At 42.0% G+C, this 24,760-nt stretch carries 17 protein-coding genes; 5 read left to right on the top strand and 12 right to left on the bottom strand.

All coding sequences use genetic code 11. From position 1 onward, the window contains the following. Positions 1 to 139: 139 nt before the first annotated feature. On the bottom strand, positions 140 to 1,855 hold the full coding sequence (gene rho / locus EGM47_RS07970) for a transcription termination factor Rho (RefSeq protein ID WP_124980240.1): 1,716 nt from the start codon (positions 1,853 to 1,855) through the stop codon (positions 140 to 142). A gap of 188 nt (positions 1,856 to 2,043) precedes the next feature. Here rho and EGM47_RS07965 point away from each other — a divergent pair, with 188 nt between their 5' ends. Beyond that, on the top strand, positions 2,044 to 2,454 hold the full coding sequence (locus EGM47_RS07965; protein ID WP_124980239.1) for a DUF4293 domain-containing protein: 411 nt from the start codon (positions 2,044 to 2,046) through the stop codon (positions 2,452 to 2,454). 102 nt (positions 2,455 to 2,556) lie between these two features. On the opposite strand, the gene EGM47_RS07960 is transcribed toward EGM47_RS07965, so the two are convergent. Then, the gene (locus EGM47_RS07960) at positions 2,557 to 3,045 is read right to left on the bottom strand and encodes a metallophosphoesterase family protein (RefSeq protein ID WP_124980238.1); all 489 of its coding nucleotides are present in this window, start codon (positions 3,043 to 3,045) and stop codon (positions 2,557 to 2,559) included. A gap of 294 nt (positions 3,046 to 3,339) precedes the next feature. On the opposite strand from EGM47_RS07960, the gene truA reads away from it, so the two are divergent. Genes truA through EGM47_RS07945 form a run of 3 tightly spaced genes read left to right on the top strand, consistent with a single transcriptional unit; the run spans position 3,340 to position 6,321 of the window. Continuing rightward, positions 3,340 to 4,095, top strand: a complete 756-nt coding sequence (gene truA / locus EGM47_RS07955) for a tRNA pseudouridine(38-40) synthase TruA (protein ID WP_124980237.1) — start codon at positions 3,340 to 3,342, stop codon at positions 4,093 to 4,095. Beyond that, positions 4,092 to 4,559, top strand: a complete 468-nt coding sequence (locus EGM47_RS07950; RefSeq protein WP_124980236.1) for a hypothetical protein — start codon at positions 4,092 to 4,094, stop codon at positions 4,557 to 4,559. The genes truA and EGM47_RS07950 overlap by 4 nt, the downstream gene beginning before the upstream one ends. Then, on the top strand, positions 4,549 to 6,321 hold the full coding sequence (locus EGM47_RS07945) for an ABC transporter ATP-binding protein (protein WP_124980235.1): 1,773 nt from the start codon (positions 4,549 to 4,551) through the stop codon (positions 6,319 to 6,321). The genes EGM47_RS07950 and EGM47_RS07945 overlap by 11 nt, the downstream gene beginning before the upstream one ends. Positions 6,322 to 6,331: 10 nt before the next feature. Here the strand turns inward: EGM47_RS07945 and EGM47_RS07940 are convergent, their stop codons facing one another. The 6 genes from EGM47_RS07940 to EGM47_RS07915 all read right to left on the bottom strand — a co-directional run bounded on the left by EGM47_RS07940 (position 6,332) and on the right by EGM47_RS07915 (position 13,643). Beyond that, on the bottom strand, positions 6,332 to 7,042 hold the full coding sequence (locus tag EGM47_RS07940) for a DUF3667 domain-containing protein (protein WP_240642337.1): 711 nt from the start codon (positions 7,040 to 7,042) through the stop codon (positions 6,332 to 6,334). 85 nt (positions 7,043 to 7,127) lie between these two features. Continuing rightward, entirely contained in the window at positions 7,128 to 7,826 is a 699-nt protein-coding gene (locus tag EGM47_RS07935; protein ID WP_164510842.1) for a DUF3667 domain-containing protein, read from the bottom strand. 98 nt (positions 7,827 to 7,924) lie between these two features. After that, on the bottom strand, positions 7,925 to 8,701 hold the full coding sequence (cdaA, locus tag EGM47_RS07930; RefSeq protein WP_124980232.1) for a diadenylate cyclase CdaA: 777 nt from the start codon (positions 8,699 to 8,701) through the stop codon (positions 7,925 to 7,927). A 51-nt stretch (positions 8,702 to 8,752) separates the two neighbouring features. Continuing rightward, positions 8,753 to 9,958: an alginate lyase family protein gene (locus EGM47_RS07925; RefSeq protein ID WP_124980231.1), complete on the bottom strand. Its 1,206-nt coding sequence runs from the start codon at positions 9,956 to 9,958 to the stop codon at positions 8,753 to 8,755. A 52-nt stretch (positions 9,959 to 10,010) separates the two neighbouring features. Then, on the bottom strand, positions 10,011 to 12,422 hold the full coding sequence (locus tag EGM47_RS07920) for a glycoside hydrolase family 2 protein (protein ID WP_124980230.1): 2,412 nt from the start codon (positions 12,420 to 12,422) through the stop codon (positions 10,011 to 10,013). Positions 12,423 to 12,446: 24 nt separating this feature from the next. After that, positions 12,447 to 13,643 (bottom strand): glycoside hydrolase family 88 protein, encoded by a 1,197-nt coding sequence (locus EGM47_RS07915; RefSeq protein WP_124980229.1) that lies wholly within the window; start codon positions 13,641 to 13,643, stop codon positions 12,447 to 12,449. Between the two features lie 3 nt (positions 13,644 to 13,646). Between EGM47_RS07915 and EGM47_RS07910 the strand changes: the two genes are divergently transcribed. Beyond that, positions 13,647 to 13,835: a hypothetical protein gene (locus EGM47_RS07910; RefSeq protein WP_124980228.1), complete on the top strand. Its 189-nt coding sequence runs from the start codon at positions 13,647 to 13,649 to the stop codon at positions 13,833 to 13,835. A gap of 19 nt (positions 13,836 to 13,854) precedes the next feature. Here the strand turns inward: EGM47_RS07910 and EGM47_RS07905 are convergent, their stop codons facing one another. The 4 genes from EGM47_RS07905 to EGM47_RS07890 all read right to left on the bottom strand — a co-directional run bounded on the left by EGM47_RS07905 (position 13,855) and on the right by EGM47_RS07890 (position 24,484). Next, positions 13,855 to 15,378 carry a RagB/SusD family nutrient uptake outer membrane protein gene (locus EGM47_RS07905; RefSeq protein ID WP_124980227.1) on the bottom strand — a complete coding sequence of 508 codons (1,524 nt, stop codon included), beginning with the start codon at positions 15,376 to 15,378 and terminating at the stop codon, positions 13,855 to 13,857. 17 nt (positions 15,379 to 15,395) lie between these two features. Next, on the bottom strand, positions 15,396 to 18,407 hold the full coding sequence (locus tag EGM47_RS07900; protein WP_124980226.1) for a SusC/RagA family TonB-linked outer membrane protein: 3,012 nt from the start codon (positions 18,405 to 18,407) through the stop codon (positions 15,396 to 15,398). Positions 18,408 to 18,615: 208 nt separating this feature from the next. Continuing rightward, on the bottom strand, positions 18,616 to 22,623 hold the full coding sequence (locus tag EGM47_RS07895) for a hybrid sensor histidine kinase/response regulator transcription factor (RefSeq protein WP_124980225.1): 4,008 nt from the start codon (positions 22,621 to 22,623) through the stop codon (positions 18,616 to 18,618). Positions 22,624 to 22,807: 184 nt separating this feature from the next. Beyond that, the gene (locus tag EGM47_RS07890) at positions 22,808 to 24,484 is read right to left on the bottom strand and encodes a hypothetical protein (protein ID WP_240642336.1); all 1,677 of its coding nucleotides are present in this window, start codon (positions 24,482 to 24,484) and stop codon (positions 22,808 to 22,810) included. Between the last annotated feature and the right edge of the window lie 276 nt (positions 24,485 to 24,760).

Genomic DNA, 24,760 nt, shown 5'->3' with positions numbered 1-24,760 from the left:
GGGTTTAAAAATGATATTTTTTCTATTGTCAAGTTTTTCAATAATCGCCCTGATTGCCCTTTCGCTTTAAGCGAAATGACTCCTATGACGAAAAATGCCCCACATAAAGTAGGGCATTCACTTGTTTGTTAACCTATGATTAATCGTTCATAGTGGCTAGGAACTCTTCATTATTACGCGTTTGTTTGATGCGTTGAGAGATGAATTCCATGGCTTCTACTGGGTTCATATCGGCCAGGTATTTTCTTAGGATCCACATGCGTTGAACGACTTTTTCATCAAGAAGTAAGTCGTCGCGACGGGTAGAAGAGGAGGTCAGATCAATAGCTGGGAAAATACGTCTGTTGGCAATGTTTCTATCCAACTGTAATTCCATATTACCTGTTCCTTTAAATTCCTCAAAAATTACCTCGTCCATTTTTGAACCGGTTTCGGTCAATGCCGTAGCGATAATGGAAAGTGATCCACCGCCTTCAATGTTACGTGCAGCTCCAAAAAAGCGCTTTGGTTTATGTAATGCATTGGCGTCCACCCCTCCAGAAAGTACTTTACCACTAGCAGGTTGTACGGTGTTGTAAGCTCTGGCCAATCTGGTAATGGAATCAAGGAGTATGACTACATCGTGTCCACATTCTACCATTCGTTTTGCTTTTTCAAGCACGATATTGGCTACCCTTACATGGTCGTGAGCTTCCTTATCAAAAGTCGAAGCTATCACCTCTCCATCCACGTTACGTTGCATATCCGTAACTTCTTCTGGACGCTCGTCAATGAGTAGGATCAATTGATAAACCTCGGGATTGTTGGCTGCGATAGCGTTGGCGATATCTTTCAGCAACATGGTTTTACCTGTTTTAGGCTGGGCGACGATCATCCCACGTTGTCCTTTACCGATAGGGGCAAAAAGATCCATGATCCTAGTAGAAACAGAAGCCCTGCGATCTGCGAGGTTGAACTTTTCATCTGGGAACAATGGTGTGAGGTGCTCAAAAGATACGCGGTCACGAACTACTTTGGGATCCAGACCATTGATCTGAGATATTTTGATTAGTGGGAAGTACTTTTCACCTTCTTTAGGTGGACGAACCATTCCCAAAACAGTGTCACCAGTTTTAAGTCCAAATAGCCTGATCTGGCTTTGGGATACATATATGTCATCAGGGCTGGCTAGGTAGTTGTAATCACTGCTGCGCAGAAACCCATATCCATCAGGCATCATGTCTAATACCCCTTCACTTTCTATGATTCCATCAAACTCAAAATCTGGGTCGCGATAGCGATTCCTGGTGTCCTTGTTTCCTTTGGGGACGTTGTTTTGATTGTTGTTGTTATTGTTGTTACGGGTGTTTTTCTGACGATTGTTCCGGTGATCATTCTTTTCACCTTTGTCACTTTTGTTGTCCCTATTGTCCCTATTGTCGTTTTTGTTGTCTCTGGAATTGCTTTTGGAATTCCTCGAGTCATTATCTTTTTTATCCGACTGCTTCGTATTCTTTTGTTCTTTATCTTTAGGAGTGTTGGATTTTCTCGGGCGTTTAGGTTTATTGTCCTTGTCTTCCCCAGCAGGGTCGTTGGACTTGGTTTCTCTTTTTTCAGCACGCGGTTTTGGCTCTTGTTTTTTAGGCGCAGCCTTGTCGTCAGATGCTTTGTTTTCTTGCTGTTTTTGGGAATTATCCTTTCCGTCGGTATCCGTGTCCAATTGTTGAACCTTTTCAGGGTTTTCAGCCTGGACATCCAGTATTTTGTAGACCAGGTCTAATTTTCGGGTTTGTTTGTATTTTGGAATATTGAGACCTTTAGCGATTTCCTGTAATTCAGGAAGCTTTTTTGATTTTAAATCGGCGATTTGAAACATGTAATTTTTTAAAAAAAAAGTTTGGGGATTGAATGGATCAGTTTTATCAGAAAAAAAAGATCCATGGGATAACCTAAGTAAGAGATGGTTATCACATTGATGATGCAATGATACGCTAAAAAAATCATATCCATTGTTCTTTTAACGTTCTATATGTTATTTTTGCCCTGCTTTTAGAGAAGAGCCGTATGATCCAACGTATACAGACCATTTATTTATTGATCGCTGCTGCCATTTCTGGTGGTCTAATTTGGGTTGTGGAGGATTTTATAGACGGAGAGGGAAATGAATTTGTGGGGATGGATGAAAGTTTATATTTTGGTATTTTCGTTCTCAGTGCGGTGATGAGTTCGATTGCCATTTTTCTGTATAAAAACAGACAATTGCAAACCGTAGTCAACCGTTTAAATATTTTATTGAATCTTTTTATACTAGGAGTTTACGTATACAGTTCGCTAACCATGTCTGGAGAGACGGCGGTCTCAGAGAAAGGCATTGGGATGTTCATTCCTATCCTATCTATCGTTTTAATCGTCTTGGCTAACAAGGCAATAAGAAAGGATGAACAACTTGTAAAATCTGTGGATCGTCTGCGTTAAACAGAAGTCTTAGTTATATTAGTGAAAAACCCGTAAGGCGCCACCTTACGGGTTTTTGTTTTTTTAACTGAAGTCTTTTTTGCCCATGCGCTTCCATCCCTTCTATCGATCTTTTTCTATCACTTCTAGGTTTCTGATCTTGGCATTGTGGATCTCAAACCTGAGCATAGTACGTTTTTTATGAAAGCCATGACATCCAATGGCTCCGGGATTCATGTGCAGGCATTGAATCTTTTTATCCATCATGACCTTTAATATATGCGAGTGACCACATATAAAAAGGTCAGGCGGATTGTCATAGATCTCGGGCCGCACGCGTTGATTGTATCTTCCTGGATAACCACCGATATGGGTCATCCAAACCTTTATGCCCTCACAATCAAATTTTAAATGTTCTGGAAACTGTCCTCTGGCCGATTCATCATCGATATTTCCATAGACAGCCTTCAGTGGTTTGATAGCCATAATTTGATCTGTCACGGACAAATCTCCGATATCGCCAGCGTGCCAGACCTCATCTGCTTGGTGTACGTATTTAAGAATGAAATCATCGATATGACTGTGGGTATCTGATAATAGCAAAATCTTCATGAGACAAAGATGATTTAAAAACCAGGGATAACATAGAATCGGCCAAAAATTCGTGGTGGTTTTCTACCAGAGATCTCATAAGATACACAACTTTTAAGGCTCAATGGATTGATATCGCTTCAATTGTTCATCCGTAATCTTAATCTTTCAATCAATCAGCTATACTACAGCTCAAGTTTGGAGGTCCTTCTTCAGGAGAAGAGGAGCAAAAAGTATATAAGTCTGTAAGATGTCATCGGTTGTGAATTAGATGATCAATGTATTCAGCTACTATTTCCTGCTTACCTTTGCAGCATGCTGGAAGCCCCAAGATATTTTGTTGAATTTGCCTATAATGGCGCTGCATACCATGGGTGGCAGCGACAACCACATTGTATTACAGTGCAGGAAGTTTTGGAAGAAGGTTTTTGCAAAATCCTAAGAGAGAGCATTATTCTGGTAGGTGCTGGACGTACAGATGCTGGTGTGCATGCCAGGATGATGGTAGCCCATTTTATCACTGATCAATCTTTGGATCTGGAACAGACTGCTTACCGCATCAATCGTTGGCTTCCTAAGGATATCGCTGTTTACCAGATTCTTCCCGTGGCGCCTAAGGCTCACGCACGTTTCCATGCATTGAGTCGTTCCTACGAATATCATTTTCATTTGCGACCAGATCCTTTTCACAACCACACCAGCTACATACTGTATCGAGAGCCTAATTTTGAATTGATGGACAAGGCGGCCCAGCTTTTATTAAAGCATAAGGACTTTCAATGCTTTTCTAGATCCAATACAGATGTGAAAACCTACCTTTGTGATATCAGTGAAGCCAGGTTTGTGCTTGAAGGACATCATGTGGTTTTCCATATCACTGCCAATAGGTTTCTAAGAAATATGGTGAGAGCAGTGGTGGGTACTTTGTTAGAAATTGGATATGGTAAATTAGATTTAGCAGATCTTGAACGCATCATCGCTTCAAAGAACAGAAGTGAGGCCGGTGCCAGCGCTCCAGCCCAAGGGTTATATTTGACTCAGGTAGAGTACCCTAAAGATATTTATCTATGAAGGAAGAAGTTCTTTTTTTAGAGCAACAACGATTTACCCAATGGTGGTTATGGGCAATTGTCATGGGACTTTGTGTTATTCCATTTGGGTTGTTGTTCAGTGATTTGACGTGGTCGACAGTAAATATTGTAACCAGTCTGGTAGCCGTTGGTGTTCTTGTTGTTTTCCTAAGTATAAAGATGACAACAGTGATTTCTGATACCCGGATCCAAGTGCGTTTTTTTCCTTTGGTTTACCGTAGTTTTTCTTGGGATCATATTACACATGCCGAGACACTGGATTATGGTTTTGTAGGTGGTTGGGGAATCAGACTATGGACCGACTATGGCACCGTTTATAATATCAGAGGCTCCAAAGGTTTGTATATAAAAGTAGGCTCTAAGCAATATTTGATTGGTACTCAACGAGAAGAAGCACTGCATACAGTTATCCAATCCATTTTAGACAAAAAATATGGCAAATAGTACGGGAAACGCATTTAATTTAGGACTGTTCAAGCGCCTTCTTTCGTTCACACGTCCCTATCGTTGGACTTATTATTTCGTTGCATTAAGTGCTGTACTCATTGCGGCAGTGGCCATTGGTATGCCCTATTTGATTAAGGTTGCCATTGATCAGCATATCATTCCCAAACAATACGATGGATTTACCACTGTTATTGGCCTGATGATCGCTGTCTTGATGGCAGATGTCTTGCTACAGCTCAGTTTTATATTTTATGCCAACTGGTTGGGACAACAAGTCATCAGGGATTTGAGACTTAAGCTATTTGATCATATGATGGGCTTCAAAATGCAATATTTTGATAAAAGTGCCGTCGGTAAATTGGTAACCCGCGCTGTCAGTGATATTGAGACCATCGCCAGTATCTTCTCCCAAGGATTGTTTGTTATTATTTCTGATTTGCTCAAAATGGTTGTCGTGTTGGGCTTTATGGCATTATCCAATTGGCGATTGACTTTAATAGCCCTGATCGTTATGCCTTTTATCCTTTATGCGACCCGCGTGTTTCAAAAAGCCATGAAGGTAGCTTTTGAAGAAGTTCGTAACCAAGTGAGTAACCTCAATAGTTTTGTGCAGGAAAGGGTTACCGGGATGAAGATTGTTCAAATTTTCAATCGGGAAAAAATTGAATATGAAGAGTTTAAAAATATCAATAATAAACATAGGAATGCCTGGATACGGACCGTTTGGTATAACTCTATCTTTTTTCCTATTGCCGAAATGGCCTCCAGTATTACGATCGGACTGATAGTTTATATAGGCGTAATCATGAACTTAGGAGATTCTGTCATTATGGTTGAGATCGGTACTATCGTCATGTTTATCGATTTGTCCCAAAAGCTTTTCCGCCCGCTGCGTCAAATTGCCGATAAGTTCAATACACTGCAAATGGGGATGGTAGCTGCTAATAGAGTTTTCGGCATCCTGGATACGGAATCCAAAATTGAAGATGATGGCTCCTTGATTGCAGGAGATCTGGAAGGGTCGATCGAATTTAAAAACGTGAACTTTGGTTATGTAACCGGCGAATTAGTGCTGAAAGATCTCAGCTTTAAGGTTCAGCCTGGTGAAACTGTCGCCATTGTAGGAGCCACTGGTGCTGGAAAATCTACCATCATCAATCTGCTCTCTAGATTCTATGAAATTGATGGCGGAGAAATTTTGATCGATAACGCTTCCGCGAAAGCGTACCAATTAAAATCACTGAGGACACAAATAGCGGTTGTCCTGCAGGATGTATTTCTTTTTGCGGATACCATTTTTAACAATATCACCCTGCAAGATCCTGATATTACCGAGGATCAAGTGGTCGAAGCTGCCAAAGCTATTGGAGTGCACGATTTTATTTCTTCCTTACCTGGTGGTTATCAGTATAACGTTAAGGAACGCGGAGTGATGCTCAGTTCAGGTCAGCGACAACTCATCGCTTTCTTGAGAGCCTATGTATCCAATCCTAGCATATTGGTTCTGGATGAGGCTACCAGCTCTGTAGATGCCTACAGCGAGCAATTGATTCAGGAGGCTACAGATGTGATTACACAGGGTCGGACATCAATAGTTATCGCACACCGTTTGGCTACGATTAAAAAAGCCGATAAAATCATTGTCATGGATGCGGGAGTAATTGTTGAAATGGGGACGCATACCGAATTGTTGTCACGTCCAGATGGCTACTATAAAAACCTATACGAAGTACAGTTCCTGCAACAAGAGGTCGCCTAAAGTTTGCTCCCTAGGTCTTAAATAATAAAGCCAATAATACTCCAGTTAACATGCCTATGACAGTAAGGGCGATTATCACCGCAAAGCCTATAACCAAACTGAGTAATGTTTTGTTGAGTAGTTCTGTGTTAGACAATCTAAAACACTGTTTGTAGCAGTAAGCATTATAGAGATACATCAAGGGTAACGTGATCGTACCTACATAAATGGTATACTCAGGGTAGATCAATAAAAGGAGTAAGGAAAAGGGCGTAGTGGTTAGTACCGCATGGCTGTAGGTATACATAAAAAAGACCAATTGCTCGGTAAAATTATAGTAGCGTTTTCCCCAAAAGCTAAATCGGGCCACTAAAGCAAGTACAGGAATGGTAAGCATCAGAAAAAATCCTTGAAAATCGTAAAGAAACTTGACGTACCTATCATTGAACTCTTGGGTGAATCTAATCTGTTCTTGGCTATAATTTAAATCTTCATACAGGGCCTGTTGCTGCGCCATCATGTCTTCATAAATGTGAGCACTTTTCAGAAAATAGCTATAAATACCGGTCATAAATACCGCTAAAAGCAAGTATCTAATGGCATCCATATAATTGACCCTGCGGCCGTAGATATAGCCATTGATCACCGCCTCGGGTCGCCTAAATAAGTCGATAAAGGTGCGTCCAAACTTAGTGTCCAATCCCAAATAAATATCTGAAAAATCCCGGGCTACCTGTTTCATTGTAATCCTGTTTTCTATCCATTTGGATCCACAATTGGCACAATAGCCTTTTCCAGCATATATCATCTCCTTACAATTCTTACATTCACGTTCCACTGGTAAAAATTTTAAAATCAGTTAATGTCTCTGGCGAGAAAAAATATAAACCGGCCATGACGATCGAAATAATTATGAGGATAAATATCAATTGAACAACGCCGTATAATAGGATCGCAAATAAAGTTTTTAACAAGGTTTGACCGAAGTTTAATTGAAAACAGGCCTTATAACTCCATGCAATCATAACCACTGAAAATAAAGATATCAAGAAGGACATGAAAGAGTACGGAATGTTAAATAACATGATCAATGGCGTGGAAATAGCGATCACAATGTTGAACCATCCTAACACATAGATATAGAAAACGATGTGTTCAGCAAAGTTGAATTTTTTGATATCCAGAAACACAATCCATCCAGTAAGGGCGTATGCTGGAATAAAGATGGAGGTGAGTAAACCCATATAGTCATAAAAGAAGTTCATGAGCTGGAAAATATTCTTTTGATCAGATAATCCATTCAAGCCCAATAACTCGGGGAAAAATCTTTTCAGTAGAAACACCTGTAATCCGATCAGCGTCAGGCTTATAAAATAGAAACTTGCTGGGTTAACGTAGGTTTTTCGCTGTCCATTGATATATCCATTGATGACTTTATGCGGTCTTATAAATAAATCAACCAATGTTTTGAGGAAAACATTATCGGTTCCCAAGTAGCGTTCTGAAAACTCTGCCGTGACACTCATGGGAGTGATTCTGCGCGCTACCCAAGGGGCTCCGCAGCCAGCACAGTATTGATGGCCTGCATAAAGCGTCCTGTTACAATTTCTACATTCACGTTCCATCAGGCGAGTAAGGTTTTTATTTTCGCGGCCAGTTGATCGGTATCTGTATAGGATTCAAACTCACCTTCATGTACCAAGGATATCTGCCCAGTCTCTTCACTCACAATGATGGCAATGGCACTGCTGCGTTCAGTCAGGCCTAGCGCTGCACGGTGTCTTAAACCAAATCGTTGGGGAATCTTTCTGTTTTCTGATACGGGTAGGATGACTCTGGTTGCCGTAATCTTGTTGTTCTCGATGATCATCGCACCATCGTGTAGCGTACTATTTTTATAAAAAATACTTTGGATAATGGAAGCGTTTACCACAATGTCTTGTTCGTCACCCGTATTTTTAACGAACTCCAAGGAGCCATCTCTCTTGATCCCGATAAGGGCTCCTGTTTTGGTGGCACTCATTCGTTTACAGGCTTTGACGATTTCGTCTACAACGACATTGTTGGTATCCTTTTCTTCTTGAAAAATCCGTAGTTGGCGTAAAAAGCGTCGCTTGGAGGTAAATTTTGTAGATCCCAGCATCAGAAGGAACCGCCGTATTTCCTGTTGAAATACGACGATCAGCGCAACAACACCGGCACCAGTGAAAGCCCCCAAGGCTTTACTCAACATTTCCATCTCTAAAAAAACGGTGAGCTGATAGATAAGAAAGATGATAAAAATCCCAATAAAAATACTGATGGCTGCTGTGCCCTTGAGCAAACGATAAAGGTAATAGATCACAGCGGCGACCAGTAAAATGTCAACAATATCAATAATTCTAAAAGCCGGGAGTTCCATAAAGCTAAAATAGAATTATTTTTTGTTTGCACAGTAGCTAGTCCATGTTGTTTATGATTCCGTGGGATTATTTGGGAACCAAAGTGTATAATGTTTTACTGGCATATTGCGTACGACTTCTGTCTCGTCGAAGTTCCGGTCAAGTTCTTTCCAAAGTTGTAAGTACTTATCATTTTTGAAAGCTTGTGAGGAAAATAGGAGACAAGGTTGTGCTACTGGCCAATGGTCCCAATACATGACATCTTTTTGATAAGGCCAAGTCGACTGATCCTTCAAGTAAGGATACAAAAATTCCATTGCTATTTGTAATCCCTTACCATCATCAGTTTGGTACGTAAATAAATTAGACTGTGGTGTAGAAAGCAATTGGACCAATGCAGTCATAGCATCCAAATTAAAAATAGAGTAACCATAAGGTTTAGTTCTGTCAAGTTCTTTTGGGAATCCGCCGTTCAGCGCCATTTGTTCAGGAAGCAACACCTCTTTGTAAAATGCTCTCATTTCTTCTATCAGTTTGGTGTTTCCACTGGCTTTTGCAAAGGCAGCCACTTGTAGAGCCCAGGTCACGCTATGATTATTACCATTGTTTTTCTCCTCAAGACCAAAGGGGTGAGTGGTAAGCCACAAGCTATAATCGCTGAACCAATTTTTTATGACTTTGAGATCCTCAGCAGGAAGTTGTTTTTGTTTTTCTAATAATTCAACGGCCAAGGCTACCTCCACCAAATGAACAGTGTCTATAATTCCTATTCCTCTTCCTGTCACTTTACCTTTAATGGCTTGGGCAAACATGAGATTTGGATTCATCCTGGTGTCGGGATTGACAAACCATGCCCGCAGATGAGGTTCCAGGTGATTTACATAAGAGTTGTCGCCAGTAATCTGATACGCACTGGTCAATGCGCCTACAATCTGTGCAAATCGGATCAGTGAATGTCGGTGGGCTGTAAAATTATCTGGATTGGTTTGACCGTCTCTTCTGATATAAGGTCCGTTTGGGTCCTCTGGATTGGGCCACCAATAATCACCTTCAGAGTAGAAGTCTTGTGGTCCACCAGCACTACGTTCTGCTATATTGGCCGTGATGGTCACAGGAGTGAAATCTTTGAGGCTGTCGGCTTTTACCAAAATTCGTTTTTTCTCAAAGGCAAATAGATCAAAGGATACACGGTCTGCCTTTCGCTCGGCTTCTTGATGGCAGGAAGTCAACATCAACATCAACCCAATTAGCAATAGTAGGTACGGCGAATTTTTCATGATATGGTAAAAAAAATGCCAAGCTGTGGGGCCTGGCATTGGTTGAGTCTAATTATTGAATGGTAAGGTAGGTACCTTTGAAGCTTTGGTTCAGTACCATGACCTCCAGAGGAATTCCTCCTTCTTCCGGGACAACTTCGATGCTAGCCTTACCGTTAGCCATGCGTATGGATTCACTACCCGTTGGTGTTCCCAGGTGCTTTTTGGTGTGTCCGCCGGATAAGGCTTGAAAATACACCCGCTCTTCGTAATCGAGGCATCTCATACCGTTGGCATCTTTCGCGTAAGCGGTCACCAAATAATTGCCATTCTCGAGCTGCTCGTATTCCAACTCGAGGGATTTTGCCTTTCCATTTTTTTCAAATCTGTAGTTGACTTCCAGGACATCTTCTACCTGGCTACCATCTGACGCAATGCATACAGCCTTTAATGTATTCTGGCCTTCCTTAAAATTAATATCCCAAGTAAGTCCGGAGGCAGGAAATTTATTGATATCCTTAGTTTTCGTACCCAGGCTTTCGCCATTGAGGAAAAACTCCACTTGCTGCGCATTGGAATATACACTGATCTCTCTGGCCAATCCTTTAGGTCCTTGGCGTTCAGTCCAGGTATGGGATTCAATCCAAACAAAAGGTTCATCACTCCAGTAACTTTTAAAGACGTAGTAAGCGTCTTTTGGATTGTTATCGCGGTCCACTAAACCTTTTTGGTTAATGTATGGGATATCATTTTCAGGACGCAGTGGGGTTCCAAAATCTTTAAATGCCCATTGCGCATTACCTATAAAAGTAGAATCGGTTTCTGATATGCGCAGGTGCCAATCAAAAAGATCCACCATATAATTCTCACTCCAATCACCGATTTGTGCGATATTAGCTACATCGGTTTGCACAATGGCTTCTTCCCAGCCGTCGGCTTGTATTTGTCCTTCTCCAGTGATCGGGTTTTCTGTATGTCGTCCCAGATGGCTGCTGCCACCGTATTCAGTATGAATAAAATGAGGGTATTGCGCTTTATACTGATCGATTGCTTTTTGGTAGCTTTTATAGCTTCCAGAATACCAACCAGACCAGATGGAAGGGGAGAAAACATCCACGATATCTGCTCCTTCGTAATATTTTCTGATGGAAGTCACCCTGTAGGGATCCAGGTCATGGGCCAGATCATTTAAGGATTTCAGGTAAGTATTGATCCGGTCTGTGTTCCCACCATCCTCAAAATCTGGTAACCAATAGATCTCGTTCCCCAATGACCAAAACACGATGCTGGGATGGTTGTAGTTCTGATCAATGATTTCCTTGAGCATTTGGGTGGTGTTTTCTTTCCAGGTTTCATTCCCAATACCTCCACGACACCAAGGCAATTCATCCCAAACAATAAGCCCCAACTCGTTACAAGCTTTGTAGATTTCTGGATCCTGCGGATAATGAGCAAGACGTACAAAATTGGTTCCCATTCCCTTGATCATTTCCATATCAGCCCGGTGTTGCTCATTGGTCATGGCTGCGCCCACTCCAGCGTGTTCCTCATGGCGGTGGGTTCCGCGGAGTAATAATCTTTTGCCGTTCAAATAAAAGGCACCGTGATCTTTGAACTCAAACCAACGGAATCCAACTTGTTCTTCTGTTTGGTCTAAAGTAGATCCGTCTTTTACAAGATGGGTAGTTAACGTATAAAGATTGGGATTGGTAGTGTCCCATAGCTGGGGATCTTCAATCCTGGCAAAACTAAGACTGGCCTTTCCGTCGACTACATCTGCTTCTGTGGTGGCTACTTCTTTTCCTTCCGGATCGGTTAATACTGCTTTTGCCTTCAAACCCTCCACTTTCTCAGATACCTGTACATCGGCAACCAACTGTGCCATCTGAGCATTAACTTCAGGCGTACTTATTTTCACGCGATCGATGTGGTTGGTAGGTAAATTGATCAACCACACATCCCTTGTGATACCACCAAAGATGAAAAAATCGCTTTTTTGGCTAGGGATGACCTCGGGCATATAGCTATTGTCTACACGCACCATCAATTCATTGCTGCCAGATTGAACGGCATCGGTGATATCCACTTCAAAGCCAATATATCCGCCTATGTGACCGCCTACTTTGTTCCCGTTTAGGTAAACTTCTGAGACAATGTTTGCTCCTTCAAAATAAAGTTGGTAGACCATATCCTCTATGACCTGGTCGATCTCCAAATCTTTTTTGTACCAACTAGCACTGCGGCGATATCCAGGATCCAAATCCGTGGCATCTATAGCATTCCAGGTATGCGGTAAATCGATGGACTGCCAGTAGTCATGTTCTAGGGCTTTATCAGGAGTTTCTGCAGGGTTTTCCAGGTACTTCCAATCCTGATTGATGTTGGTTTTAACTCTGGATATTTCTGTAGGGGCTATACGCTGTCGATCTCCACAGGCTACCAGCAATGTTAATGCGATACATAAAATGACAAATCTATAAGTCATGGGTGTCTTGATTGTTTGAGGTAATTATTGATCCATTTGTTTTAGTCGGCGCATCAATTCGAGAAAATAATAATCTCCGTAGATGATGGGCTCATCCATTTCGGAACGCTTGGACCAGTCGCCTGAACTATGTTGTAAGATAAACGGTATTTCTAAGTCAGCCGGCAAAATATATTCGGTCGATTTTAGGTTTTGTAATACTTGCCTACTGTAATCCAGATACTCTTTTTGATCCGTGTATTGGTATAATTCAGTTAAAGCCGAGGCAACAATGGCTGCTGCTGATACATCTCTGGGTTCGTCAGGTATATTAGGTGCGTCAAAGTCCCAATAAGGTATTCCATCTTCTGGTAAGTTGGGATGCTTGAGAAAAAATTGGGCCGTAGCTTCTGCCTGATCTAAATAGCGTTGATCCCGGGTATATCTGTAGGCCATCGTATAGCCATAAATTCCCCAGGCCTGTCCACGCGCCCAGGCTGAATCGTCACTGAATCCCTGATGGGTCACTTTGTCCTTCACCTGTCCGTTGATGGTGTCATAAACTACCACATGATAGGTGCTGTTATCAGGTCTGAAATGGTTTTTCAGGGTAGTGTTGGCATGTGTAACTGCCATCTTGTGGAAGGTGCTGTCGCCGGTAAGTTTAGTTGCTTCAAATAAAAGTTCCAGGTTCATCATGTTGTCGATGATTACTGGGAATTCCCACTGATCCTTTCGAAAATCCCAAGAGCGAATAGATTGAACATCTTCATTGAATCTGGTAGCGAGGGTTTGGGCGCTTTTGATGATGACATCCTTGTAGTACTTCCCACCGGTTTCCTTGTAGCCCGCTCCGAAACTGCAATAGACTTTGAAGCCCATGTCATGCGTACCGTCATTGAATTTTTCTTTTTCAATAAATTTGGTCCACGTTGTGGCGCTTTCGCGAAAGCGATCATCCCCGGTCAATTCAAATAACTGCCAAAGGTTTCCAGCATAGAATCCGCTGGTCCAGTCTTTGGATGGTCTTTTTAATATCTGCTGGGTAGTTGGGTTGTAACTACGCGGAAAGGCCGTGGAATCTACAGGGTAATTTAATACTTGCTCGTATCTGGCCGTCAATAATTCCTGGATCTGGTTTTTTGATCTGTTGTTTTCTGAAGTTTCTTCATCTTGTGACTTGCATGCCGTAAACAAACATGCAAGTCCAAGAATAAGAACTGATTTTTTAATCAAAATCATTCATTGAAATTTAAAAGAGAAACGCTCTTAGTTGATACCTTTAAAGGTAAGAACAATGGTTCAAAAATCGTACAGGACGAAGTGGCAGCAGAACCTCTTGCTCGTTGGGTAAATGTAAAAGATATGATGGTTTCAAAAATTCATAATATGGTCTTCAAAAATCCCAATGACGCATTGCTATTGGGATATTGAAGAATTGGCTAACTAATATCTAATATCCTGGATTGTTGGGTCCTAGGTTAGGATTTCTGGCAATTTCGTCCCCTGGGATGGGTAAAAGGTAGTCCCTGTTGGGGTCAAAATTGGGTCGTTGTTCATAGGCATCAGGACCAGAAAACACTTCTGGGCCCAGTTGTCTTCTTTTGATATCATACCATCGTTTAAATTCAAAAGCGAGTTCGTAGGTGCGCTCGGTCAAGACCGCATCTCTAAAATCATCCTGAGAAAGTCCTGTAATATCTAATGGGGCGGTTCTGATAACACCTCCTGCATTTCTAGCTCTCGCACGTACCCTGTTAAGATAACCTTCGGCAACCGGACTGGGTCCAGCTTCATTCAAAGCCTCTGCGGCGATCAATAAGACTTCGGCATAGCGCATTTGGGCGTAATTAAGTTCAGAACCCCTACCATTTCCGTTGGAGGTATTCCCCAGGTTACGGTTATACTTGGCTATAAAAGGCTCAGGTAGATTTCTGGAATCTGCTTGCGACCAGTTTTGATAAGGGAGCATAGTTGGAGTTCCATTGACACTAAAGGTGGATTCTGTAACAAAACTGATATCTCTTCTGTAATCATCAGAAGGCCAGGCGTTGTAGAATTCCTCATTGGACATGATCACTGACCAGCCTTCCCCAACAGGGGTGATATTATCACGTATACCGGTGAGTGGTGGCATATAGTCCTGTCCAAAGTTCCCATCTCTGAACCCGTTGAAATCAAAAGCAAACAATGGTTCTCTGGATGCCTGTTGTTTGGAGAAATCCCATAAGTCGGCAAAATCATCTTCTAGTGCCAGGTCAAAACGACCCTCATTATTAATGACTTCTTGCGCTTTACTCGCTGCCATGGGGTATTCCCCTAGCGTGAGATATACAGAAGCTAGATACGCCATGGCACTTGCTTTTGAGGGAAGTGCACGTGTGCTTTGTGTATCTGGTAACCACTGTTCTGCATATTGCAGATCGGTGATAATGTTTTGGTACACTTCCGCAGCTGGAGTTTTGGAGATGCTTGAGGCTTCTTCCAAGTTAGAAACCGGTTCATCTAAATAGGGGATATCTCCATGCAATCTAACGAGGTGATAATACACATAAGCTCTTACAAAATAAGCCTGGGCGGTAATGGCATTGAGTACATCTGCTTCTGCACTGACACTTTCGGCGCCTGCGATGGCTTGATTACAAGTAGCAATGATCTGATAAGCTCTAGGCCAGTATTCAGTAATCATCCCATTATCATCGGACACAGTAAATTCATCATGATCAAGACGACGTTGCGCGGTGTTGATACCAATTCTTGCAAGATCACCTCTTACCATAAGAGGCAGCGATAACTTGCGCCCCCAGAAAGCTTCTTCAGCCATTAATCCGTAGGCACCATTTACAGTAGTTTGGACATCCTTAGGTGTCGAATAGAATCCGTTGGGAGACAATCGTCCTATTGGCTCTTCTTCCAGGTCTGAACAACCTAGGAATGCCAGGCCAGCGGCAAGTACGTAATATTTAAAGGTTTTCATATCATCAATTTTTTAAATTAAAATCTAAGGCCAAGACTGAAAGTGACTGATTTGACATTGGGGAAGTTACCGTATTCAAATCCTTGGCTGGTGTTACTCTGTAGGTTGTTGCCCCTGTTTTTATAACTCACTTCTGGATCGACACCAGGATAGTCGGTAAAAGTTAGCAAGTTTTGTGCGCTAACCCCTAATCTGATGCTGTCAAATCCTAAGCTGTTGGAAGCTGATTCAGGAACATTGTATCCCAAGGCGATGTTTTTCAATCTTACATAGGAGCCATCATATACAAATCTCGAGGAAACACGTTGGGCTCTAACAGCCGCGCTAGGAACGGAACCATCCGTATTAGATGGGGACCAACGATCCAGCACTTCTGTGGTAGCATTGGCAGCACCTCCAGCAAGTTCGCTAAACGTGAAACTATAGATGTCTCCACCTACAGCTCCCTGGAAGAAGACATTCAGGTCAAAATCTTTGTATCTGAAAGTATTGTTGATACCAAAAGTAAAGTCTTGGTTCGGATCTCCTATAATTTTACGGTCATCGTCATTCAGCATTCCGTCGTTGTTGATATCAGTGTAAAGTTCTCCTCCAGCGGCTGCATCACTATCAAAGGTGGCCGTACCAGCAGGTGCGGTTCCCGTGGTATTCACACCTCTGTATTCATAACCGTAAAAGACGCCTACTGGCTCTCCCTCTCTTAATAAATGGGTTTGATCGATAAGGAAACTTCCAGGAGACGCGTCCAGAAAGATATCTTCTCCATTAATCAGAGATACGACTTCATTCACGTTTCTAGAAAAGTTGAGGTCTGTAGTCCAAGTAAAATCTTCTTTGACAATGTTACGCGAGGTAAACACGATTTCAACTCCGCGGTTGTTGATCTCACCCACATTGACCAATCGGTCAAGATTAAGAAACCCAAAGTATTCTGGCAATCCACTATCACCTAAAATCAGATCTTCAGTATCCATGTTGTAGAGGTCAACACTCATGGTGATTCTATCTCGTAGGAATCCGAGATCCACACCAAGGTTACCTTGATAGGTAGTTTCCCATTTGAGATCTGGATTTGCGATTTGTAATGGCACTACAGCATTTACGGTTTGATCTCCTGTGACCGCGTAAATAGATTCAAATGCTGCCAGTGAGGCATATGCTCCGATAGCAGGATTACCTGTGGCTCCATAGGAAGCTCGCAACTTTAAGTTGGATATCTTTTCACTTTCCGACAAGAAGGGTTCGCTACTAATTTTCCATCCAATGGCTGCAGAAGGGAAGAGGGCATATTTCTCATTTTCGGCAAATACAGAAGAACCATCCCGTCTCAAGGTTGCGGTAAGCAGGTATTTATCGTCATAAGTAAAATTCACTCTTCCAAATTGGGATTGAAAGATCCTTTCTGTCCGTTCAGATTGCGAGGGTAGTGGTACCGAACCTTGCTGCAAGGCGTTAAATGAACCACTGTCAGTAATAAAGTTCTGCGCTCCGGCGAAACTGTCTTCCCTTAATTCATTTTGATGGGAATACCCCAATAAACCCGCAAACTCTAACTTTCCAAAAGTCTTTTCATAATTGAGGTAAGTTTCGGTTAGAACATTGGTGGTACGTGCATTTTCAATGGTAGCTTCGCCTCCGTTTGCTCCTGAAAGCAACGTAGAAGGAGAGTAGGTTCCCAATGTCTGGTTGGTCGAATTAAATCCTAAGGTGGATTTAATGGAAAGACCATCCACAATGTCAAACTCTCCACTCACATTGATCCTTGCGACATCCCTTTTGGTGTTTTCAATTTCCTCAGTGGCTACCGCAAATGGGTTATCCACAGTATCTCCCACATCATTTTGGGTAAAATTTCCGGAAGCATCCCGAATACCTAAGGATGGATTGAACCTTGCGGCCAGAGAAATGACGTCACCGCTACCAGTTCCTCCGGTATCTGCTTGAGAGGAAATCCCGTCTTTTTCGCTTCTAGCGATAAAAAGATTAGCACCCAATTGAAGTCTTTCAGTGGCTTGGGCCTGTACATTTCCCGTGATGGAAAAACGGTCAAAATTTGAGTTGATGACCACACCTTCCTGATCAAAATAGTTGAGGGAAGTATAGAAATTAATCCCATTCCCTCCACCAGAAACAGATACCTGATGTTGTTGGGTGGCTCCATTTTGGTAAATTAAATCCTGCCAATCCGTATTGGCTCCTCCACCCTCAAAGTTGGGATTGATTTCTTGCTGATAGGCTACAAACTGATCTGCATTGAGCAGGTCCAAGCGATCGGTAGTAGATTGAAAGGCATAACTGCTATTGATTTCTACCCTTGTTTTACCTTCTCTTCCTTTTTTAGTAGTTACCAGGATTACTCCGTTAGCACCCCTGGCGCCGTAAATAGCGGTTGCACTGGCGTCTTTAAGGATTTCAATGGATTCAATATCGGTTGGAGGTGGCAATGAGCCAGCAATGAATCCGTCTACAACGATCAATGCAGCACTACTTGCCCCAATGGACGTATTACCTCGGACACGTATATTAATAGGTGCTCCAGGCTCGCCTCCGTTGGAAGTGGATACAGCTACTCCGGCAGCCCTACCTTGCAAGGCTTGCTGAACGGTCTGTACAGGAAATGCATTGAGCTCTTCTGCACCAACGGATGATACGGCACCAGTGATATCGCTTTTCTTGGCCGTCCCGTAACCAATGACTACCACCTCTTCCAGAGCAGATAGATCTTCGAACAAGGTTATATTGATGGTGGTTTCACCTCCAATTGGTACTTCCTGGGTGGTGTAGCCGACATAACTGATCACCAGCGTGCCCTGATCGTCGGGTACATCTAACTGATAATCTCCGTTAATGTCGGTTGTGGTTCCTACGCCAGTTCCTTTAAGTAACACGTTGGCACCTAGTATGCCTTCACCATCTTCGGTCACTACACGACCGCTTATGGTACTTTGAGCTACCGCATAGGTACTTAGAAGGCAACAAAACAGCAGCAGCCCGTATTTGAAAAAGTGGGAAATTGACTTTTTTCTCATGAGTGGTTCATTTAGTTGATTAATTTTAGTTTGACACGATCAGAATTCCCGAAAACGTTTGAAATAACGTATTGGCAGCAAGGAGCCTCTAATCGATTTCTTAAAATTAATCTAACATATTGAATGAATCATTCAGAAATGGGGGTAAAAAAATCCGAAATACGTAATTATCAACCTGTTTGATTCAGATTTCAATTTTAGAGCCACTTTATTCAGAGAATTTTTTTGAATAGTTAGAAGGAGTTTCTCCATATGCTTTTTGAAAACATTTACTGAAGTACTTAGGATTTCGGAACCCTACTTTATAACTCACCTCAGAAATATTGAGGGTACCCAATTCTAGCAATTGCGCTGCTCTTTTCATTCTAAAATGCTGAATGAATTCGTTGGGCGTAAAATTAGTCCATGCCTTGATTTTAATAAACAGCATGGTACGACTAACTCCTAATTCAGAACTAAATGTAGGTATGTCAAACTGCTCGTTGGGGATATTTTCTTCTACGATAGCTACTGCCTTTTTCAACAATTGCTCATCTGCGCTGGTGACATGGACTTCTTCTGGTGAGAAGTCATTTTTTTCTGCAAAGCGTTCCTTCAATCGCTTCTTGCTTTGTAATAGATTTTGAATGCGCAGTTTAAATTCCTGGACGTTGAAGGGTTTACTGATATAATCATCTGCACCACTTTCCAATCCTTCTAATTTGTATATTAAAGAGGATCTGGAGGTGAGTAAGATAACCTGAATATGGCTGGTCCTGATATCTTCCTTGATTTTGGCGCATAATTCTGTTCCGGCCATTTTAGGCATCACTACATCACTGATGATCAGATCCGGGCTGTGTTTAACAGCAGTTTTAAAGGCCTCTTCACCATCTTCTTCTTCCAATACGTTGTAATCTTGCTTAAGGAGTTGGACCATAAAGGAAAGCAGGGAAGTATTGTCTTCTACGACCAACACAGTGGGTTTATCTTCATCGCTTAACAATTCTAAATCCATTTCGTCTGTTGGAGAGGCCAGGCCTTCCAGTTGTGAAACATATTGTGAAACATCATCGCTGAATTTGAAATCTTCAATGATTTGCTCGTCTTTCAAATGTTCCCTTCCTAATTTCAATCTTACAGAAAAAGTAGATCCTGCACCCGCTTCACTTGCGATCTCTATATTTCCTTGGTGCAGTTCGACAATATTTTTTGCGATGTTCAACCCAATACCGGTGCCTTGATGATAGGGGCTGGCTTTTTCCCGACTGGCTTCTACTTCATAGAAGCGATCAAACACCTTTTTTTGTTCGTCCTGTGAAATTCCAATTCCGCTATCCTTAACTTTGATAACGATCTCATCTTCCGTTTTAGAAATACGTATTTTTATTTTACCGCCTTTAGGGGTGTATTTGAACGCATTGGAGATAAGGTTGTAAAAGACACGCTCCAATTTTTTGCGATCATAATACACCAGAATTTCCTCATCCGTGGTTTTGAAAGTGTAATCGTACTCTCCAACCTTGGCATATTCTTCAAAGCTCAAATATATTTCCTTGAGGAATTTAATGATATTGCCCTCGGCAGTCTGGAGCTCAAACTGGTTTTGCTCTAGTTTTCTAAAGTCCATCAATCGGTTGATGAGTTGAAGCAAATGATTGGCATTACTCTCCACTACCAAAAGCTTCTTATACATTTTATTGCTGCCTTTATAATCAGCCAAAAGTTGTTGCAGTGGTCCAAGGATCAAGGTAAGAGGCGTTCTAAATTCGTGGGAAATATTGGTAAAGAACTTGAGTTTGGCCTCATTTATCCCGCGGTCTCTTTCTTTTTGTACTTGCTCGTATTTCAACTCTTCTTCCAATCTTGTTTTAGATTGGAGAATGTTGATCATAAAATAAAACAGCAAGGCAAATGCAATCGCATATATGGCAATCGCCCACCAACTGAACCAAGGTGCTGGTTTTGCATCGATCTCTAACCTGGTGATTTCACTCTTTATTCCATCACTATTGATTCCACGTACCTCAAAGGTGTAATTACCAGAATTTTGAAGGGTGTAAATTGCCGTGTTTTGTACGCTTTGTGTCCAATTGTCTTCTAAGCCTTCCAATCTATACTCATAGGAATTACTTGAAGCGTTGTGAAAGCTGGGCATCGCAAATTCGATAGTGAAGTTGCGCTGGTTGTGATCTAGTTGTACCGCTTTCGCGAAAGCGATATCATCTACCTCCCGATTGTTACTGGTCATTTCTGGTTCATTCCCCCGACCAGTCGAGAATCCTGTGATCAGTACATCAGTGACATAAGTATCCTTTTTCAAGTTGGAAGGGTTGAATCTGGTAATTCCGGCGATACCACCGAATATTAAATCTCCATCCAGATTGAGCACAGCCCCATTGCTGAATTCGTTTCCGACCAGTCCGTCTTTCTTATCCTTTAGAGCAATAATCTTGGCCTGAGCTGCATCATATTCCAGAATGCCCTGATTACTACTTAACCAAAGGTGATTGTTTGCCGATTGGGTGATGGCATGAATAGTCGTAATTTCTTTACCTTCATAGGATAGCGCTACACGTATAGGTTGATCGTCTTGTATCCTGTATAGGCCGTGCGCCTTCGTACCAATCCAAATATCTTCACGGTTATCCTGAAAAGTGCTGAGTATATCAAATCCGCTGCCTCTATCTTTATTATAGAGATATTGTGTGATCTGGCCTTTCACAATCTTATTCAAGCCATTTTCAGTACCTACCCAAAGCTGGTCATTGCGGTCCACCAGCAGGCTGCGCACTAAATTGCTGGTTAGGCCATTACTGACATTCCATACTTTATTGTCCTGAGCGGAATAGTCATACACACCTTGGCCAAAAGTTCCCAGAACATAGCTCGAGCCACGTTTTTGGATACTATAAACCCCTACATTTTCTAAAGCTTGAACATCTGGAAACTTCTGGGTTGCATCTCTGAATCGGCCAGTTTTTGTGTCATAAATCTGTAAGCCTTGACTAAAAGTTCCAATCAATAAACTTCCCTCTGCTAACAATAAAGACTTTACATTATTATCACGGAGTGCGCTATTGCTAGTGGTGATATAGCTAAACGATCCGGATTGGCGATCCAATATGTTGAGTCCGCCTTGTTCAGTACCTATGTACAAGCGATCAGGATCTGCCTGGAGTGAACTCACCACACTGTAATTTAGTCCGTTGGCGCCTGGTGTGTGTTCATAATTGATATAATTGCCATTGGCTTCATTCCAAATATTAGCACCACCATAATAAGTTCCCACCCAGATAGAACCGCTATCGTCCTTAAAAAGTGATTTGACCGAATTCTTGGAAAGACTCTGCTTATTTTCCAAATCGCTTTGAAGCTGGATCACCGCTTGCTCATCGTAGATGAAAACACCGTCATAGGTACCAATCCAGATGCGCTGATAGTCGTCCACCAGGACTTGTCTGATCCCTTCAATTTGAGTGATATTATTCACAGGATGGCTAGAGATGTCTTGGCCGTTGTATACCAACACACCATTATTTTTGGTACCTAGCAGAAAGGAATTTTGGTGGATACGTGTAATATCTGTGATTTGTAAATCTTTTTCATAAGGAATCAACTTCATGGAATACTCACCATTGCCCTGACGGGAAAATCGCCAAAATCCAGCATTCGTACCCACCAAAAAGTTATTCGGGTCAATTTCCAGTAAGCTTTCTACCACCACAGGTGATAGGGGAGAATCGACTAAATAATTCTGAAATTGGTCTGTTTTTGGTCGATAAATGGCAAGTCCCTGGGTTGTTCCTACCCAAATGTCGCCATCGCTGGCTGCCAAAATTTCTTCAACTCGGTTACTAGGTAGGGAGTTAGCATCGTCATTTTTAAAAAAGCGTTTAAAATAACCCGTCGACGGGTCGTAAACATTTAGGCCATTATAGGTTCCTACCCATATCCTACCGTCTATTCCGGTTTCCAACGCTAGAATGTCGCTACTGCTCAGCGTTTTTGGGTCATCTTCTTCTGTCTTAAAGATTTTAATATCTACCCCGTCATACCGATTTAGACCATCTCTTGTTCCAATCCAAATTAGACCACGATTATCCTGCTCGATCGCAACAGCACTGCTTTGCGATAAGCCGTCGTCAGTGTTAAGGCGCTGAAATTGGAAATTATTTTTTTGGGCCTGCGAAAGACTGGTAAAGACAAAAAAGAGCGCAAATAATACTCGAACCATAGGGGAAGTTGACAATTGGAATTCGGGTTTAAATGTAGCTATTAAGTTTTGTTAAACATAATAATCACCACTGACGACTGATTGAAAATTTCAAGAATAGTTTTCCAAAGAAAACTTTAATGACCAAATGCTTTGTAATGTTTTGAAGTTTCTATCTAGTGCGGGTAAGGATGTAGAGCAAAATTTACTCCTTCACCATGTTCTTCATGCGCTGTTCTAGCTGGTATGTGTACAGAGAAGGTGCAGCATTTAGGGCTTGATTGGTATGAGAAATGTAGGCGTCTGGACCGTATTCTATCTGGTAATTCCCGTTACCGTGAGTACCGATGACCCTAGCAAGAGGACCATCTTTCATGCCATTCAGAGTAAAAGTTTTCTGTGCCATCACGGTCTCTGGTAGAATCACTTGGGTGTTCCAAAAGGTGCTATAAGCTCCATGGGAAGGTTTCCAGTACCCAGCCCCACCGCCGGCAAAAAGTGGGTAGCTATCTTCTAAGTTTTCTGGTAAATGGACTTTTACGTTATCAAATAAATTTTGATGATTGGCACCACTATGTTGATCCAGTATGGGGTCTACCAATACCTCACAATCCTTATAGACGTTTTTTGTAGAGAAAGTATTGAAGCTTAAGGGGTGCTCAGCTTTGTTTTGCACGACAATATTTTCTGCCAAAACATTGTGCACACCAGCCATTGCGACCGTATAATGGGCATAATGATCACCAGTGGTGGTAATATTTTTAATGGTAACATTGGCAATTTCCTCTGATAGGACGCCGCTATCGGCATTGTCAATCACAATATCCTTGACCCAACTATTGTACAATCTGGTGAGGTTGATACCGTTCCATCCTTGTTCCACATGATGAGCTACCCTAGGTGTCATCGGAAAGGAGATGCGGAAATTTTCAATTCCTACTTCTTCCAAGTGCTTCCATTCCACTAGTCTTGCTTTATGGAAAGCACGTATAGATATCGTTAAGGGAGTATTGAGTGTAACAGTATTTCCCTGGATTTTTTTGATCTCTACTTGTTGGCGCACGATCGGGAGGTCTGGAAAGTTCCAATGATGAGATCCTATCTTAACATTCGTATCTTTATAGAGTTCGCTGATGATTTGGCCCTGCTCACCTTCCTTGTTAAAAAGCTGAAGTTCTAAAACATCACCCAAGGACAGGTTTGAGGCATCCTCCACTTGAATGGTTTTTTCACCTCTGTTTCCTGAACCGACCGCTGTTAGTTCATGTATGGGTCGCTCATATTCTTTGAGATAGGACTTCACTCTTTCACCGGGCACTTGCGTCCAAATAAATCCACCAGACCATGCGTATTGTGAGAACGGAAGAGAAATGTTGTTGTCCTTTTCACGCTGAACTTTGTCAAACTTGACCAGGTATTCCCTGAGCTCCTGCAATGCTTCTGGGTCTGGTTCGTACATCAAGGGTCTGGGGAAATAAATTTCCGTACCCTGAGCATCAGTACCCGCTCCTCTCAACACAAAATTGCTGCGTTCAAGGTAGATGATGTCACTCAAAATCAGCCTTCCCGCTGGCAACTGTAGACAAACTGGTCCTTCCACTTCGTAGGCTGCCTGAATGGCTTTTTTAAGGTTGATGCTGTCGTCCAAACCGTCATTCGCGAGAACACCATAGTCCTCGGCTTGAATTATGGTGGCAAAGTTAGATGGGATAGCCCTTTCTCCATTGTGATATCCTGCATAGCTAAAATCAGGTAAGTAATGTTGTTCCTGTACCGATTTCTTGCTGAGAATAGCTGGTAATTGTTGTGCTTGACAAGATAAAAGGCAACCCATTATAGCGAGGGTTGTACTAATAGAAAATAAACGGACGATTCGCTTCATTCTGAAATTTAAGTTTTATTCTGGTAAATATAATTGTCTGCAAGTCATATTGCGTACGCTTGATAGTAGGTAATCATCCATTGACCAGATGCTGCTTGAACTGGAGGCAGCGTTTGAGAACAGCTTAGCTAATTGTACAATCGATATATTGAGATGTTTTCAAATAGCTGATTAACAGTGTGCTGAACATAATTCTCCCTAATTTGAATAATATAAATTAAGAGGTCGATTAAGATATTCTTAAGAATTTACCATATTTGGTCAACCAATTTTACA

The organism is Nonlabens xiamenensis, from assembly GCF_003865345.1.
Taxonomy (GTDB): Bacteria; Bacteroidota; Bacteroidia; order Flavobacteriales; family Flavobacteriaceae; genus Nonlabens; species Nonlabens xiamenensis.
Note: the sequence above shows the minus strand (reverse complement) of the source record. Positions and strands in the feature narration are given on the sequence as shown.